The 16,109-nt window shown below is 71.0% G+C and carries 14 protein-coding genes; 13 read left to right on the plus strand and 1 reads right to left on the minus strand.

The features are described 5' to 3' along the window. Positions 1-115: 115 nt before the first annotated feature. The gene (gene galE / locus OG251_RS34255) at positions 116-1,111 is read right to left on the minus strand and encodes a UDP-glucose 4-epimerase GalE (RefSeq protein ID WP_326680742.1); all 996 of its coding nucleotides are present in this window, start codon (positions 1,109-1,111) and stop codon (positions 116-118) included. A 285-nt stretch (positions 1,112-1,396) separates the two neighbouring features. On the opposite strand from galE, the gene OG251_RS34260 reads away from it, so the two are divergent. The 13 genes from OG251_RS34260 to OG251_RS34320 all read left to right on the plus strand — a co-directional run bounded on the left by OG251_RS34260 (position 1,397) and on the right by OG251_RS34320 (position 16,108). Further along, entirely contained in the window at positions 1,397-3,172 is a 1,776-nt protein-coding gene (locus OG251_RS34260; protein ID WP_326681515.1) for a DUF5941 domain-containing protein, read from the plus strand. Then, positions 3,169-3,906 (plus strand): phosphocholine cytidylyltransferase family protein, encoded by a 738-nt coding sequence (locus tag OG251_RS34265; protein WP_326680743.1) that lies wholly within the window; start codon positions 3,169-3,171, stop codon positions 3,904-3,906. Before OG251_RS34260 ends, OG251_RS34265 begins: the two co-directional genes overlap by 4 nt. Further along, entirely contained in the window at positions 3,894-4,955 is a 1,062-nt protein-coding gene (locus tag OG251_RS34270; protein ID WP_073719746.1) for an iron-containing alcohol dehydrogenase family protein, read from the plus strand. The genes OG251_RS34265 and OG251_RS34270 overlap by 13 nt, the downstream gene beginning before the upstream one ends. Then, positions 4,933-5,712, plus strand: a complete 780-nt coding sequence (locus OG251_RS34275; protein ID WP_326680744.1) for a CDP-alcohol phosphatidyltransferase family protein — start codon at positions 4,933-4,935, stop codon at positions 5,710-5,712. Before OG251_RS34270 ends, OG251_RS34275 begins: the two co-directional genes overlap by 23 nt. Positions 5,713-5,720: 8 nt before the next feature. Next, complete coding sequence (locus OG251_RS34280; protein ID WP_266813224.1) at positions 5,721-6,593, plus strand: glycosyltransferase family 2 protein; 873 nt, start codon at positions 5,721-5,723, stop codon at positions 6,591-6,593. 106 nt (positions 6,594-6,699) lie between these two features. After that, positions 6,700-7,629, plus strand: a complete 930-nt coding sequence (locus OG251_RS34285; RefSeq protein WP_073719743.1) for an ABC transporter permease — start codon at positions 6,700-6,702, stop codon at positions 7,627-7,629. Continuing rightward, positions 7,622-8,410: an ABC transporter ATP-binding protein gene (locus OG251_RS34290; protein WP_326680746.1), complete on the plus strand. Its 789-nt coding sequence runs from the start codon at positions 7,622-7,624 to the stop codon at positions 8,408-8,410. Before OG251_RS34285 ends, OG251_RS34290 begins: the two co-directional genes overlap by 8 nt. 452 nt (positions 8,411-8,862) lie before the next feature. Next, positions 8,863-9,783: a squalene synthase HpnC gene (hpnC, locus tag OG251_RS34295; RefSeq protein WP_326680747.1), complete on the plus strand. Its 921-nt coding sequence runs from the start codon at positions 8,863-8,865 to the stop codon at positions 9,781-9,783. Continuing rightward, complete coding sequence (gene hpnD / locus OG251_RS34300; protein ID WP_326680748.1) at positions 9,780-10,733, plus strand: presqualene diphosphate synthase HpnD; 954 nt, start codon at positions 9,780-9,782, stop codon at positions 10,731-10,733. The genes hpnC and hpnD overlap by 4 nt, the downstream gene beginning before the upstream one ends. A 37-nt stretch (positions 10,734-10,770) precedes the next feature. Then, positions 10,771-12,249, plus strand: a complete 1,479-nt coding sequence (gene hpnE / locus OG251_RS34305) for a hydroxysqualene dehydroxylase HpnE (RefSeq protein WP_442818396.1) — start codon at positions 10,771-10,773, stop codon at positions 12,247-12,249. After that, positions 12,246-13,349 (plus strand): polyprenyl synthetase family protein, encoded by a 1,104-nt coding sequence (locus tag OG251_RS34310; RefSeq protein WP_326680750.1) that lies wholly within the window; start codon positions 12,246-12,248, stop codon positions 13,347-13,349. The genes hpnE and OG251_RS34310 overlap by 4 nt, the downstream gene beginning before the upstream one ends. A 105-nt stretch (positions 13,350-13,454) precedes the next feature. Next, positions 13,455-15,455 carry a squalene--hopene cyclase gene (gene shc / locus OG251_RS34315; RefSeq protein WP_326680751.1) on the plus strand — a complete coding sequence of 667 codons (2,001 nt, stop codon included), beginning with the start codon at positions 13,455-13,457 and terminating at the stop codon, positions 15,453-15,455. Continuing rightward, positions 15,455-16,108: a phosphorylase family protein gene (locus tag OG251_RS34320; protein WP_326680752.1), complete on the plus strand. Its 654-nt coding sequence runs from the start codon at positions 15,455-15,457 to the stop codon at positions 16,106-16,108. Before shc ends, OG251_RS34320 begins: the two co-directional genes overlap by 1 nt. Position 16,109 lies beyond the last annotated feature (1 nt).

Below are 16,109 nucleotides of genomic sequence, written 5' to 3' on the forward strand. Positions count from 1 at the left end.
GCCAGTGAACTACGGGTGGGGGGTATCCGGCAACACGGGACTGAACACCGTTGTCATATGCTCTGACCTGCGCAAATGCTTCCCAGGTCAGAGCCGTGACCTGATCGTTCGCGGGTTACTGGGCGCGGGCCTCCGGGTGGCGCAGGCACCAGCCCTCCCAGGCCGACTCGACCATCTCGCGCACTCCGTGGCGCGCCGTCCACCCCAGCTCCTCGGTCATCCGGGCGGCCGAGGCCACGGCCCTCGCCGCGTCGCCGGGCCGCGGCGGTTCGACCACCGGCTCCACCCGGTGACCGGTGACCTCCGCGACCAGGGTGGTGAGCTCCCGCACCGAGACGCCCTCGCCCCGGCCGATGTTCACCGTCAGATCGCCGCCCTCGGGCCCGCCCGGACTCCGCGCGTCCAGGTGCCGCGCGACGGCGAGATGCGCCTCGGCCAGATCGGCGACATGGATGTAGTCACGGACGCCGGTGCCGTCCGGCGTCGGATAGCCGTCGCCGAAGATCCGCGGAGCCTCGCCGCGCGTCAGCCGGTCGAAGAACATCGGGATGACATTGGAGACCCCGGTGTCCGAGAGCTCCGGTTCGGCCGCCCCCGCCACGTTGAAGTACCGCAGACAGGCGGTCGAGATCCCGTGCGCCCGGCCCGTCGCCCGCACCAGCCACTCGCCGGTGAGCTTGGTCTCGCCGTACGGGTTGATCGGGGAGCACGGCGTCTCCTCGGTGATGAGGCCGACATCCGGAACGCCGTAGACCGCGGCCGAGGAGGAGAAGAGGAAGCGCCGCACGCCCGCCGCGACCACGGCCTCCAGCAGGACGGTCAGCCCGGCGACGTTGTCCCGGTAGTACAGCAGCGGCTTCTCGACGGACTCACCCACCTGCTTCCGCGCGGCGAGATGCACCACACCGCTCACCGCGTGCTCCGTGAGCACCCGGTCCATCAGCGCCCGGTCCGCGAACGAGCCGCGCACCAGCGGGATGTCCGCGGGAAGCCGCCCCGCGATGCCCGTCGACATGTCGTCGAGGGCGACGACCCGTTCCCCCGCCGAGGCCATGGCCCTCGCCACATGTGCCCCGATGTACCCCGCTCCGCCTGTGATCAGCCACGTCATGGCCGTCAGCCTATGCGCTGCTCCCCGCGCGGTTTGTGGGGCGAGGCGCTGATCGACAATGATGATCGCGAACGGCGCCCCATGGTGCGGGTCCGCCCCGAACGGAGCACAAACGGGCGGTGAACTCGGTCTTCCGTTCATCCGATAGCCTCAGCCGACGCGCCGCCGGTCCGCCTCAGGGCCGCACTGTCGCGCGCCGTCCACGCCAGTACCAAGGAGTGAGTTCGTCTGTCGACCGCCATCCTCACCGGTGCGCCGGTACCCGGATCGTCGCTCGCGGACGATCTGCGGTCACTCGGCTTCGAGGTACAAACAGCCACCGACGCCACGAATGCCGCCCAGCTGCTCGCGGCGGTTCCCGCGAGCCGCCGCGTCGCGCTCGTCGACCCCCGCTTCGTCGGGCACCGCCACGCCCTCCGGCTCGGACTGACCGACCCCCGCTTCGCCGCGGCCACCGTCCCCGGCGCGCTCACCGCGCAGCCGGAGGCACGTGCCGCGCTCGTCCGGGCCCTGCACCGGACCGTCGCGGCGGTCGGCGCGGGCAGCCCCGTGGGGTCCCCCGACGACCGGCAGGACGCCGAGGACCGCAGCGTGCCCGGCCGACTCGCCGTCGCGCTGGACGCCGAAGGCATCGCCGTGCAGCGCCCCGAACTCGGTTCGCTCGCCGCCGCCGTCCCCACCGGACCCGAGCAGCGGACGGCCGCCGAGGCCGCCGTCGCCTCGGTCGACGACGAGGCCGTACGGCTGCGCAACGCGGTGAAGGCCCACGACGGCTTCTTCACCACGTTCTTCATCAGCCCGTACTCCCGCTACATCGCCCGCTGGTGCGCACGCCGCGGCCTCACCCCGAACCAGGTCACCACCGCCTCGCTGATCACCGCGCTCATCGCGGCCGGCAGCGCGGCGACCGGCACCCGGGGCGGCTATGTCGCCGCCGGAGTGCTGCTGCTCCTCTCCTTCGTCCTGGACTGCACCGACGGGCAGCTCGCCCGCTACTCGCTCCAGTACTCGACGATGGGCGCCTGGCTGGACGCCACGTTCGACCGGGCGAAGGAGTACGCGTACTACGCGGGCCTCGCCCTCGGAGCGGCCCGCGGCGGCGACGACGTCTGGGTGCTGGCACTCGGCGCGATGGTGCTCCAGGCATGCCGGCATGTCGTCGACTTCTCGTTCAACGAGGCCAATCACGACGCGGTCTCCAACACGAGCCCCACCGCCGCCCTGTCCGACAGGCTCGACAGCGTCGGCTGGACCGTCTGGCTGCGCCGGATGATAGTCCTGCCGATCGGCGAGCGATGGGCGATGATCGCCGTCCTCACGGCCGTCACCACCCCGCGGATCGTCTTCTACGCCCTGCTCATCGGCTGCGCCCTGGCCGCCTGCTACACCACGGCCGGCCGGCTGCTGCGCTCGCTGACCCGCAAGGCCCGGCGCACCGACCGTGCCGCACGGGCCCTCGCCGACCTGGCCGACTCCGGGCCGCTCGCACAGGCCGTCGGCGCCGTGATCCCCCGGCCGGGCGGCACCTTCACCGCTCCCGCGCTCGCCCTCCTCGGCGCGCTCGTCATGGTCGGCGGAGCCCTCCTCCTCCCGTTCGGCAGCTGGCTGACCGTCGCCGCCGCCGGGATCTACACGGTCCTCTCCGGCATCGCCGTCGCCCGTCCGCTCAAGGGCGTCCTCGACTGGCTGGTCCCGCCGGTCTTCCGGGCCGCGGAGTACTGCACGATCCTGATCCTGGCCGCCCGCAGCGACGTACCGCACGCCGTTCCCGCGGCCTTCGGCCTGGTGTCGGCCGTCGCCTACCATCACTACGACACGGTGTACCGCATCCGCGGCGGCACCGGCGCGCCGCCCCAGTGGCTGGTGCGGACGATCGGTGGGCACGAGGGCCGGACCGCGCTGGTGGCCGTGCTCGCCGCCGTACTGACTCAGCATTCAGGTTTCACCACGGCTCTCACCGCGCTCGCGGTGGCCGTGGCTCTGGTGGTGCTCGTGGAGTCCATCCGCTTCTGGGTGTCCTCCTCGGCCCCCGCCGTACACGACGAAGGAGAACTCGCATGATCGGCCTCGTACTGGCAGCCGGTGCAGGACGACGTCTGCGCCCCTACACGGACACGCTGCCCAAGGCGCTGGTCCCTGTGGACGGCGACAAGACGGTCCTCGACCTCACGCTGGCCAACTTCGCCGAGGTCGGGCTCACCGAGGTCGCGATCGTGGTCGGCTACCGCAAGGAGGCGGTCTACGACCGCAAGGCGGAGTTCGAGGCCAAGTACGGCGTGACGCTCACCCTCATCGACAACGACAAGGCCGAGGAGTGGAACAACGCCTACTCCCTGTGGTGCGCCCGTGAGGTCCTGAAGAAGGGCGTCATCCTCGCCAACGGCGACACCGTGCACCCGGTCTCCGTCGAGAAGACCCTCCTGGACGCCCGCGGCAAGGGCCAGAAGATCATCCTCGCCCTCGACACGGTGAAGAACCTCGCCGACGAGGAGATGAAGGTCATCACCGAGGACGGCAAGGGTGTCCGCCGGATCACCAAGCTGATGGACCCGGCCACCGCGACCGGCGAGTACATCGGCGTCACGCTCATCGAGCCCGAGGCCGCCGAGGAGCTGGCCGACGCGCTGCGGACGACGTTCGAGCGCGACCCCGACCTGTACTACGAGGACGGCTACCAGGAGCTCGTCAACCGCGGCTTCACCGTCGACGTGGCCCCCATCGGCGAAGTGACGTGGGTCGAGATCGACAACCACGACGACCTCGCGAAGGGCCGTGAGATCGCGTGCCAGTACTGACCCGGCTCATTCCGTCCCCGGTCGTCGTCGACATCAGGCGCGGCGCCATGGACGATCTGGCGGGCCTGCTGGCCGACCAGCGGATCTCCTCCTCGGGCAAGCTCGCCGTCGCGATCAGCGACGGTTCCGGGCGCGCCCTGCGCGAGAGGCTCGCTCCGGTCCTGCCGGGTGCCGACTGGTACCCGGTGTCCGACGGCACGATCGACTCGGCGGTGAAGCTCGCCGACGGCATCAAGGGCAACCGGTACGACGCCGTGGTCGGCCTCGGCGGCGGCAAGATCATCGACGTGGCGAAGTACGCCGCGGCGCGCGTCGGACTGCCGATGGTCGCCGTCGCGACGAACCTCTCGCACGACGGTCTGTGCTCGCCGGTGGCGACGCTGGACAACGACAACGGGCGGGGCTCCTACGGGGTGCCCACCCCGATCGCCGTGGTGATCGACCTCGACATCATCCGTGAGGCGCCCGCCCGCTACGTCCGCTCCGGCATCGGCGACGCGATCTCGAACATCTCCTGCGTCGCCGACTGGGAGCTCGCCCACGAGGTCAACGGCGAGGAGATAGACGGTCTCGCGGCCGCCATGGCGCGGCAGGCCGGCGAGGCCGTGCTGCGCCACCCCGGCGGGGTCGGCGACGACGCCTTCCTGAAGGTGCTGGCCGAAGGGCTCGTGCTGACCGGTATCTCGATGTCGGTCGCGGGGGACTCCCGGCCGGCCTCCGGCGCCTGCCACGAGATCAACCACGCCTTCGACCTGCTGTACCCCCAGCGGGCGGCCAGCCACGGCGAACAGGTCGGCCTCGGCGCCTGCTTCGCGATGCATCTGCGCGGCGCCCGTCAGGAGGCGCTGCTGATGACGTCGGTACTGCGGCGCCACGGCCTGCCGGTCCTGCCGGACGAGATCGGCTTCACGGCGGACGAGTTCGTGACCGCCGTCGAGTACGCCCCGCAGACGCGTCCGGGACGCTTCACGATCCTGGAACACCTCAACCTGTCCACCGACCAGATCAAGGACGCTTACGCAGACTATGCAAAAGCCATCGGTAGCTGAGCTTCGACCGGTCGTTCACCCCCCGGGTGTGAAGGACCGGCGGAGCGGCGAGCACTGGGCCGGCCGGCTCTACATGCGCGAGGTCTCCCTGCGCATCGACCGGCATCTGGTGAACACACGGGTCACGCCCAACCAGCTGACCTACGTGATGACGGTCGCGGGTGCCCTCGCGGCCCCGGCGCTGCTCGTACCGGGCATCACGGGCGCCCTGCTCGGCGTGCTGATGGTCCAGCTCTATCTGCTGCTCGACTGCGTCGACGGCGAGATCGCCCGCTGGAAGAAGCAGTACTCGCTCGCCGGGGTCTACCTGGACCGGGTCGCCGCGTATCTGTGCGACGCCGCGGTCCTGGTCGGCTTCGGCCTGCGCGCCGCCGACATCTGGGGCGAGGGGCGGATCGACTGGCTGTGGGCCTTCCTCGGAACCCTGGCCGCGCTCGGCGCGATCCTGATCAAGGCCGAGACCGACCTGGTCGGTGTCGCCCGTCACCAGGGCGGGATGCCGCCGGTGAAGGAGACGGCCTCCGAGCCGCGCTCGTCCGGAATGGCGCTGGCCCGCAGGGCCGCCGCGGCGCTGAAGTTCCACCGGCTGGTCCTCGGCGTCGAGGCGTCGCTGCTGATCCTCGCCGCGGCGATCGCGGACAGCGTCCGGGACGACCTGTTCTTCTCGCGGCTCGGCGTCGCCGTCCTGGCCGGGATCGCTCTCCTGCAGACCCTGCTCCACCTCGTGTCCGTGCTCGCTTCCAGCAGGTTGAAGTGAGCTCTCCCATGAAACTCGGCGCGGTCATCATCACCATGGGCAACCGCCCCGACGAGCTGCGCGCCCTCCTGGATTCGGTCACCGCGCAGGACGGTGACCGGATCGAGGTGGTGGTCGTCGGCAACGGCGCCCCGGTCCCGGACGTCCCGGCCGGTGTACGGACGGTGGAGCTGCCCGAGAATCTGGGCATCCCCGGCGGCCGCAACGTCGGCATCGAGGCGTTCGGACCCTCCGGCGCCGACGTGGACGGCCTGCTCTTCCTCGACGACGACGGCCTGCTGCCGAACACCGACACCGCCGAGCTGTGCCGGCGGGCGTTCGACACGGACCCGAAGCTGGGCATCATCACCTTCCGGATCGCCGACCCGGACACCGGCGCCACCCAGCGCCGGCACGTGCCCAGGCTCCGTGCCTCCGACCCGATGCGCTCCTCGCGCGTGACGACCTTCCTGGGCGGCGCCAACGCCGTACGCACCCAGGTGATCGCCGAGGTCGGCGCGCTGCCGGACGAGTTCTTCTACGCCCATGAGGAGACCGATCTGGCCTGGCGGGCGCTGGACGCCGGCTGGATGATCGACTACCGCGCGGACATGGTGCTCAACCATCCGACCACCGCACCTTCGCGGCACGCGGTCTACCACCGCATGGTGGCCCGCAACCGGGTCTGGCTCGCCCGCCGGAACCTGCCCGCGCCGCTGGTCCCCGTGTACGTCGGGGTCTGGCTGCTGCTGACCCTGCTGCGCAGACCTTCCGGGCCCGCGCTCAAGGCGTGGATCGGCGGTTTCCGGGAAGGCTGGGCGAAGCCCTGCGGGCCGCGGCGCCCCATGAAGTGGCGTACGGTATGGCGGCTGACGAGGCTGGGCCGACCTCCCGTGATCTGAGAGGCTTTCCTCTGAGAGCATGAGGCGTATTTCTTCTTTCCGGGACCTGTCCGCCTGAGCCGCGCCCGCGACTGGCTGCGCATCTTGAAGACGAGAGTTTCAACTTGTGAGTGACACAACCCACGACGGTGGGGTAGCCCTCGGCACCCTGTCGTCCGCCGACGAGGGGCTGAGCGCGGCCCAGACGGCCGCCAAGTACGGCCTGACCGTGAGCGGCGCCCGGCCTGGGCTGTTCGAATACATCAGGCAGCTCTGGGGCCGACGCCACTTCATCATGGCCTTCTCCAGGGCGAAGCTGACCGCCCAGTACAGCCAGGCCAAACTCGGCCAGCTGTGGCAGGTGGCGACCCCTCTGCTGAACGCCCTGGTATACTTCCTGATCTTCGGCCTGATCCTGGGGACCCGGAAGGGGATGAGCCAGGAGATCTTCATCCCGTTCCTGGTGACCGGCGTCTTCGTCTTCACCTTCACCCAGAGCTCGGTGATGGCGGGGGTCCGGTCCATTTCCGGCAACCTCGGGCTGGTCCGGGCCCTGCACTTCCCCCGTGCCTCGCTGCCCATCTCCTTCTCGCTCCAGCAGCTCCAGCAGCTGCTGTACTCGATGATCGTCCTGGTGCTCGTGGCGGTCGGCTTCGGCAGCTATCCCACGCTCTCCTGGCTGCTGGTCATTCCCGCGCTGGCCATGCAGTTCTTCTTCAACACCGGTCTGGCGCTGGTGATGGCCAGGCTCGGCAGCAAGACCCCCGACCTGGCGCAGCTGATGCCCTTCGTCATGCGGACGTGGATGTACGCGTCGGGCGTCATGTTCTCCATCCCCGTGATGCTGGCGGACAAGCCGGCGTGGATCGCGGACGTGCTCCAGTACAACCCGGCGGCCATCTACATGGACCTGGTCCGCTTCGCGCTGATCGACGGGTACGGCTCCGAGAACCTGCCGCAGCACGTCTGGGCGGTCGGGCTCGGCTGGGCGCTGCTCGTGGGCATCGTGGGCTTCGTGTACTTCTGGAAGGCAGAGGAACGGTACGGCCGTGGCTGAGGACAACACGCAGGGACGTCATGTTCCCACCGTCATCGCCGACGACGTGCACATCGTGTACCGCGTCAACGGCGCGGGAGGCGGCAGGGGCAGCGCCACCGCCGCGCTCAGCCGCATGGTGCGCCGCGGCAAGGGCGAGCCGCGCGGGGTGAGGAAGGTGCACGCCGTACGCGGTGTCTCCTTCACCGCCTACCGGGGCGAGGCCATCGGGCTCATCGGCACCAACGGTTCGGGCAAGTCGACCCTGCTGCGGGCCATCGCCGGACTGCTGCCGACCGAGTCCGGCATGGTGTACACGGACGGTCAGCCCTCGCTGCTCGGTGTGAACGCGGCGCTGATGAGCGACCTGACCGGCGAGCGCAACGTGGTGCTCGGCGGACTCGCCATGGGCATGAGCCGCGAGGAGATCCGCGAGCGCTACCGGAGCATCGTGGACTTCTCCGGCATCAACGAGAAGGGTGACTTCATCACCCTGCCGATGCGGACGTACTCCTCCGGGATGGCCGCGCGGCTGCGCTTCTCGATCGCCGCCGCCAAGAACCACGACGTCCTCATGATCGACGAGGCGCTGGCCACCGGTGACCGCAAGTTCCGGATCCGTTCGGAGGAGCGGATCCGTGAACTGCGCAAGGAGGCGGGCACCGTCTTCCTGGTCAGCCACAACAACAAGTCGATCAGGGACACCTGCGACCGGGTGCTGTGGCTGGAGAAGGGCGAGCTCCTGATGGACGGCCCGACCGAGGAAGTCCTCAAGGCGTACGAGCGCGAGACCGGCAAGTAGTCTCCCGCACTCCCCGTGGCCTCCTCCGGAACACTCCGGCGGAGGCCACGGCGGTGTCCGCGGTGTCCGTGCCGGCCGCCACGGCGACGCGCACCGGTCCGGGAGACCATACGCAGTACGGTTCCCGGACGATCTCCTCCCGCCGGATGAGGTCAATTCCCTTGAGTACGGGGAAGGTTGACGGGCGGAGAGGTGCACGCGCCGGGCGTGCCGCACCCCGGCGCCGCTCTGTGAGCTGTACAACGTAAGCTGTACCGGTGCTGATTCGTGGCAAGTGGGGCGATACCCCCTCGGCACGACACCCGCGGTGCGCCTGTGCACTCGGGAGGAGCAGCGGCGTGTCCGAAAAGGGATGTTTTGGGTCGGCAGTGTAGAACGGGAGATGTGACGGCAATGACGGAAGATCTCCAGCTCCGACGTGGTTCGGCCGTCTCCGCGCCGGGCGGTACGCGGTGACGCGTACCCGGCAGGCGCGCCACGACGCCGCCGCCACCGGCACCCTCGACAAGGCCGCGGACGAGAACTTCCCCGTGGCCCCCTTCTTCCTGCCCCGCGCCTGGCGCGACGATCTGATGGCGGTCTACGGATACGCCCGGCTCGTCGACGACATCGGCGACGGCGATCTCGCCCCCGGCGGTGCCGACGCCCGCCACCTCGGCCTCGACCCCGCGCAGACCGACGACCGGCTCGCCATGCTCGACGCCTTCGAGGCCGATCTGCACCGGGTCTTCGCCACCACGGGCGACGGTCCGCGCCACCCGCTGCTGCGTGCCCTGCGCCCCACCGTGCGGCGCCGCGCGCTCACCCCCGAGCCCTTCCTCGGCCTCATCGAGGCCAACCGGCAGGACCAGAAGATCCGCCGCTACGGGACGTACGAGGAGCTCAGCGCGTACTGCGAGCTCTCCGCCAACCCCGTCGGCCGCCTGGTCCTCGCGATCACCGGAACCGCCAGTCCCGAACGGATCCGCCGCTCCGACGCCGTCTGCACCGCCCTGCAGATCGTCGAGCACCTCCAGGACGTCGCCGAGGACCTCGGCCGTGACCGGATCTATCTGCCCGCCGAGGACATGGCCCGGTTCCATGTCAGCGAATCCGACCTGGCGCTGCCCTCCGCGGGCGCATCGGTACGTGCCCTGGTCGCCTACGAAGCGGAACGTGCGCGAGAACTGCTGGACGAGGGCGCCCCGCTGGTGGGCAGCGTCCACGGCAGACTCAAGCTGCTCCTCGCCGGATTCGTCGCCGGAGGGCGCTCCGCCCTCACGGCGATCTCGGCCGCCGGGTTCGACGTACTGCCCGGACCGCCCAGACCCACCAAGCCCAGCCTGCTGCGCGAAGTGGGAGTCGTCTTGCGAAGAGCGCGTGGAGAGGGATGAGCCGGACCGTGGAGGGACAGACGACGTACATGTCGGCACCGGTACAGGCCGCATACAGCTACTGCGAGGCCGTCACCGGACAGCAGGCGCGTAACTTCGCGTACGGCATCAGGCTGCTGCCGTACGAGAAGCGGCAGGCCATGTCGGCGCTGTACGCCTTCTCCCGTCGGGTCGACGACATCGGCGACGGTGAGCTGGCCCCGGAGATCAAGCGGACCCGGCTGGAGAGCACCCGCGGGCTGCTCGACCGGATCCGCAACGGCGCCGTCGACGAGGACGACACCGACCCGGTGGCCGTCGCGCTCGCCGACGCCGCCCGGCGCTTCCCGCTGCCCCTGGGCGGTCTCGACGAGCTGATCGACGGCGTGCTGATGGATGTGCGCGGCGCGACGTACGAGACCTGGGACGACCTGAAGATCTACTGCCGCTGTGTCGCGGGCGCCATCGGGCGGCTCAGCCTGGGCGTCTTCGGTACCGAGCCGGGCGCACCCGGCGCCGACCGCGCCGCGGAGTACGCCGACACCCTCGGCCTCGCCCTCCAGCTCACCAACATCCTGCGCGACGTCCGCGAGGACGCCGGCAACGGGCGCACCTACCTGCCCGCCGACGACCTCGCCAAGTTCGGCTGCTCCGCGGGATTCCACCGGGCCACTCCGCCGCCCGGCTCGGACTTCGCGGGTCTGATCCACTTCGAGGTCCGCCGGGCCCGCGCCCTGTTCGCCGAGGGCTACCGGCTGCTGCCGATGCTGGACCGCCGCAGCGGAGCCTGTGTGGCCGCCATGGCCGGGATCTACCGCCGCCTCCTGGACCGGATCGAACGCGACCCCGAGGCCGTGCTCCGCGGCCGGGTCTCGCTGCCCGGCCACGAGAAGGCGTATGTCGCGGTGCGCGGTCTGTCGGGCCTCGACGCCCGCCACATCTCGAAGCTCACGGCCAGGGGGCGGACCTGATGGACCGCACCGGGCCCGGCCACCGGGCAACCCTCCGGTGGCCCGGCGCGTCCCTGACTGCGACGATCTGGATGCCGATGTTCCGGCCGACGGCGCCCGATGCGGCGACGAGGTCACGAAAGGGGGACGCATGAGCGACGAGAGCCCGCGCTCCCGCGCGGTGGTCGTCGGCGGCGGTATCGCGGGGATCACAGCGGCCCTCCGGCTGGCCGATGCCGGACTTGACGTGACCCTGCTCGAAGGGCGGCCCCGGCTCGGCGGACTCGCCTTCTCCTTCCAGCGCGGCGAGCTGACCGTCGACAACGGCCAGCACGTCTATCTGCGCTGCTGCACCGGCTACCGCTGGTTCCTGGACCGGGTCGGAGGCGCCCATCTGGCGCCCCTCCAGGACCGCCTCGACGTGCCCGTGCTCGATGTCGGGCGGGCCGCGGGCCCCCGCCTGGGACGGCTGCGCCGCAACAACCTCCCCGTACCCCTGCACCTGGCCGCCGGGCTCGCGGCCTACCCGCACCTCTCGCTCGCCGAGAAGGCGAGCGTCGGGCGGGCGGCGCTGGCGCTCGGGCGGCTGGATCCGGCCGACCCCGCGCTCGACGAGATCGACTTCGCCACCTGGCTGCGACAGCACGGCCAGTCGCAGCGGACCATCGAAGCGCTCTGGGACCTCGTCGGCGTGGCCACCCTGAACGCGACCGCGCCGAACGCCTCCATGGCACTCGCCGCGAAGGTCTTCAAGACCGGTCTGCTCTCCGAGCCCGGCGCCGCCGACATCGGCTGGGCCGTCGTGCCGCTCGGCGAACTGCACGACACCCTCGCCCGCAAGGCGCTCGACTCCGCGGGGGTACGGACCGAGCTGCGCGCCAAGGTGGGCTCCCTGAGCCGCACCGAGGACGGCGGCTGGGCCGTCGAGAGCGGCGGGGAACGGATCGTGGCGGACACCGTCGTCCTGGCCGTGCCGCAGACCGAGACCCACGGCCTGCTGCCCGAAGGCGCGCTGGACGAGCCGGAGCTGCTGCTCGACATCGACTCCGCGCCGATCCTCAACGTGCACGTCGTCTACGACCGCAAGGTCCTGCGCCGGCCGTTCTTCGCCGCGCTCGGCTCCCCGGTCCAGTGGGTCTTCGACCGCACCGAATCCTCCGGCCTCACCGGCGGCGGACAGTATCTGGCGGTCTCCCAGTCCGCGGCCCAGGACGAGATCGACCTGCCCGTCGCCGAGCTGCGCGCCCGCTATCTGCCCGAACTGGAACGGCTCCTGCCGGCCGCCCGGGGGGCCGGTATCCGCGACTTCTTCGTCACCCGCGAACGCACCGCGACCTTCGCGCCCGCGCCGGGCGTCGGCCGGCTGCGACCCGGACCCCGCACCCGTGCCCCCGGCCTGCACCTGGCGGGCGCGTGGACCGCCACCGGCTGGCCCGCGACGATGGAGGGCGCCGTGCGCAGTGGCGTCAGCGCCGCCGACGCCGCGCTCGTGGACCTCGGTCGCACCCTTGGACATCCGCTGCAGGAGGCGGCATGAGCAGTACCACCGGAACAAGAGGAGAGTCAGTGACCCCGGCGAATCCGGCTTTCGACACCGTGGCAGACACCGCGGACGTCACCGCGCTTCTGGAGCGTGGACGGGCCCTGTCAGCGCCGGTGCTGCGGGCTGCCGTGGACCGGCTCGCGCCGCCCATGGACACCGTCGCCGCCTACCACTTCGGCTGGATCGACGCCGATGGCCGGCCCGCCGACGGCGACGGCGGCAAGGCCGTGCGCCCCGCGCTCGCCCTGCTGTCCGCCGAGGCCGCGGGCGCTCCGGCCGAGGCCGGTATCCCCGGCGCGGTGGCGGTCGAACTCGTGCACAACTTCTCGCTGCTGCACGACGACCTGATGGACGGCGACGAGCAGCGCCGCCACCGCGACACCGTCTGGAAGGTGCACGGTCCCGCCCAGGCGATCCTGGTGGGCGACGCCCTCTTCGCGCTCGCCAACGAGATCCTGCTGGAACTTGGCACCGTCGAGGCGGGCCGGGCGGCCCGTCGGCTGACCACCGCCTCCCGCAAGCTCATCGACGGGCAGGCCCAGGACATCTCCTACGAGCACCGCGAGCGGGTCACCGTCGAGGAGTGCCTGGAGATGGAGGGCAACAAGACCGGCGCCCTGCTCGCCTGTGCCGTCTCCATCGGTGCGGTCCTCGGCGGTGCCGACGACCGCACCGCCGACACCCTGGAGGCGTACGGCTACCACCTGGGCCTCGCCTTCCAGGCGGTCGACGATCTGCTCGGCATCTGGGGCGACCCGGAGTCCACGGGCAAGCAGACCTGGAGCGATCTGCGTCAGCGCAAGAAGTCCCTGCCGGTCGTCGCCGCGCTCGCCGCGGGCGGCCCCGCCTCCGAGCGTCTCGGCGAGCTGCTCGCCGCCGACGCCAAGAGCAATGACTTCGAGAGTTTCTCCGAGGAGGAGTTCGCCGCCCGCGCGGCACTCATCGAGGAGGCGGGCGGTCGCGAGTGGACCGCCCAGGAGGCCCGCCGTCAGCATGCGGTCGCCATCGAGGCGCTGCACGGTGTCGACATGCCGCAGCACGTACGGGCGCAGCTCACCGCGCTCGCCGACTTCGTCGTCGTACGAAAGAGATGATCACCATTCGCATATGACTCGCAGTCGCCGGCCGGTGCCCGTACCGGGCGCCGGCCGACGGAGACCCCAGCACAGCAGAGGACCACACTGCACGAAGGGGAAGCCATGACAGCGACGACCGACGGAAGCACCGGAGCCGCGAACCCTCGCGCAGCCTCGGACGGCGATCCGACCGAATCCAACATCGCCGCGGACGGCGTACTCGCCGTCGCGCGGCGGGCCGCGGAACGCTCGGTGGAGCATCTCCTCGGCAGGCAGGACGAGCAGGGCTGGTGGAAGGGCGACCTCGCCACCAACGTCACGATGGACGCCGAGGACCTGCTGCTCCGTCAGTTCATCGGGATCCAGGACCCGGCCACGGTCCAGGCATCGGCCCGGTTCATCCGTGGCGAACAGCTCGGTGACGGTACCTGGGCCACATTCTACGGCGGACCGGGAGACCTCTCCGCCACCATCGAGGCGTACGTGGCGCTGCGGCTGGCCGGGGACCGGCCGGACGACCCGCACATGGCGCGTGCCGCCGGGTGGGTCAGGGAACAGGGCGGCATCGCGGCCGCCCGGGTCTTCACCCGGATCTGGCTGGCCCTCTTCGGCTGGTGGAAATGGGATGACCTGCCGGAGCTGCCACCCGAGTTGATGTTCTTTCCCAAGTGGCTGCCACTCAATATCTATGACTTCGGCTGCTGGGCCCGTCAGACCATTGTTCCGCTGACCGTCGTCTCGGCGAAGCGGCCGGTCCGGCCCGCGCCGTTCGCCCTGGACGAGCTGCACACCGACCCCGCGCGCCCCAATCCTCCCAAACGCATGGCTCCGGCGGCCAGTTGGGACGGGATCTTCCAGCGGATCGACAAGGGGATGCACCTCTACCACAAGGTCGCGCCGCGTCCGTTGAGACGCATCGCGATGAACGCGGCGGCCCGCTGGATCATCGAGCGCCAGGAGAACGACGGTTGCTGGGGCGGCATCCAGCCACCCGCGGTCTACTCCATCATCGCCCTCCATCTGCTCGGCTACGACCTGGACCACCCGGTGATGCGGGCCGGGCTCGCCTCGCTGGACCGGTTCGCCGTGTGGCGCGAGGACGGCGCCCGCATGATCGAGGCGTGCCAGTCGCCCGTCTGGGACACCTGCCTCGCCACCATCGCACTCGCCGACGCGGGGCTCCCGCCCGACCACCCGGCGCTCGTGAGGGCCGCCGACTGGATGCTCGGCGAGGAGATCGCACGGCCCGGCGACTGGTCCGTGCGCAAGCCCGAACTCAAGCCGGGCGGCTGGGCGTTCGAATTCCACAACGACAACTATCCGGATATCGACGACACGGCCGAAGTGGTCCTGGCGCTGCGCCGGGTCGCGCATCCCGACCCCGCCCGGCTGGAAGCCGCGATCGAGCGCGGAGTGCGCTGGAACCTCGGTATGCAGTCCCGCAACGGGGCCTGGGGCGCGTTCGACGCGGACAACACCAGCCCGTTCCCCAACCGTCTGCCGTTCTGCGACTTCGGGGAGGTCATCGATCCGCCGTCGGCCGATGTCACCGGCCATGTCGTGGAGATGCTCGCCGTGGAGGGCCGGTCCCGGCACCCCCGTACCCGGCGGGGCATCGAGTGGCTGCTCGCCGAACAGGAGGCGTGCGGCGCCTGGTTCGGCCGCTGGGGCGTCAACTACGTCTACGGGACAGGATCCGTGGTGCCCGCGCTGGTCGCCGCCGGACTGCCCGCGGGTCACCCGTCGATCCGCCGGGCCGTGAGCTGGCTCAAGTCCGTCCAGAACGACGACGGCGGCTGGGGCGAGGACCTGCGCTCCTACCAGGAGGAGAAGTGGATCGGACACGGTGAGTCGACCGCGTCCCAGACCGCCTGGGCGCTGCTGGCACTCCTCGCCGCGGGCGAACACGACAGCCCCTCGGTGACCCGTGGCGTCACCTGGCTGTCCGAGACCCAGCAGGCCGACGGCTCCTGGGACGAGCCGTACTTCACCGGGACCGGCTTCCCCTGGGACTTCTCCATCAACTACCACCTCTACCGGCAGGTCTTCCCGCTCACCGCGCTGGGGCGCTATGTGTACGGCGATCCGTTCGCCGGCCGCACGTCCGTCGGCGAGGGGGCCTGATGGGCGATGCACCGAGGCCGTCCGGGCCCGCCGCACCGCTGCTGATCGCCTGCGCCCTCGGCATCGAACAGCTCGCCCTGCGCAGTGCCCGGGGCGGCGGTGCCCCGGGCCCGGTGAGCGTCATCCGGACCGGGATGGGCCCGAAGGCCGCCGAGACGGCCATGGGGCGCTCGCTGGGCCGGGACGGAGCGCGGGGCGCCGCGGTCATCGCTTCCGGCTTCTGCGCCGGACTGGCCCCCGGGATGCACCCCGGGGACCTGGTCGTCGCCGAGGAGACCCGGGACGCGACCGGCTCCACCGTCTGCACCGGCACGGGTCTGCTCGTCGCGGCCCTCGCCAGGGCGGTGCCCGGCCGCACCGTCCACACCGGGCCGCTGTTCGGCTCCGACCATGTCGTACGAGGGCCCGAGCGGGCCGAGCTGAGGGCCACCGGCGCCATCGCGGTGGACATGGAGTCCGCCGCCACACTGCGCACCGCCCTGCACCACGGTCCACGCCCGGTTGCGGCCGTACGGGTGGTCGTGGACGCTCCAGAGCATGAGCTCGTCCGCATCGGTACGGTCCGCGGTGGAATATCAGCCTTCCGCGTTCTCCGTGCCGTCCTGCCGGCTTTCCATGAATGGCACCGATCTTTGCTGCTCCCCAGGAGGTGAG

Source organism: Streptomyces sp. NBC_01237 (assembly GCF_035917275.1).
Classification (GTDB): Bacteria; Actinomycetota; Actinomycetes; order Streptomycetales; family Streptomycetaceae; genus Streptomyces.

Bases quoted from the DNA above. Each gene is read 5' to 3' on its own strand.
- galE (WP_326680742.1), bottom strand. From the start codon at position 1,111: ATGACGTGGCTGATCACAGGCGGAGCGGGGTACATCGGGGCACATGTG.
- OG251_RS34265 (WP_326680743.1), top strand. From the start codon at position 3,169: ATGATCGGCCTCGTACTGGCAGCCGGTGCAGGACGACGTCTGCGCCCC.
- OG251_RS34275 (WP_326680744.1), top strand. From the start codon at position 4,933: ATGCAAAAGCCATCGGTAGCTGAGCTTCGACCGGTCGTTCACCCCCCG.
- OG251_RS34280 (WP_266813224.1), top strand. From the start codon at position 5,721: ATGAAACTCGGCGCGGTCATCATCACCATGGGCAACCGCCCCGACGAG.
- hpnD (WP_326680748.1), top strand. From the start codon at position 9,780: ATGAGCCGGACCGTGGAGGGACAGACGACGTACATGTCGGCACCGGTA.
- OG251_RS34310 (WP_326680750.1), top strand. From the start codon at position 12,246: ATGAGCAGTACCACCGGAACAAGAGGAGAGTCAGTGACCCCGGCGAAT.
- shc (WP_326680751.1), top strand. From the start codon at position 13,455: ATGACAGCGACGACCGACGGAAGCACCGGAGCCGCGAACCCTCGCGCA.
- OG251_RS34320 (WP_326680752.1), top strand. From the start codon at position 15,455: ATGGGCGATGCACCGAGGCCGTCCGGGCCCGCCGCACCGCTGCTGATC.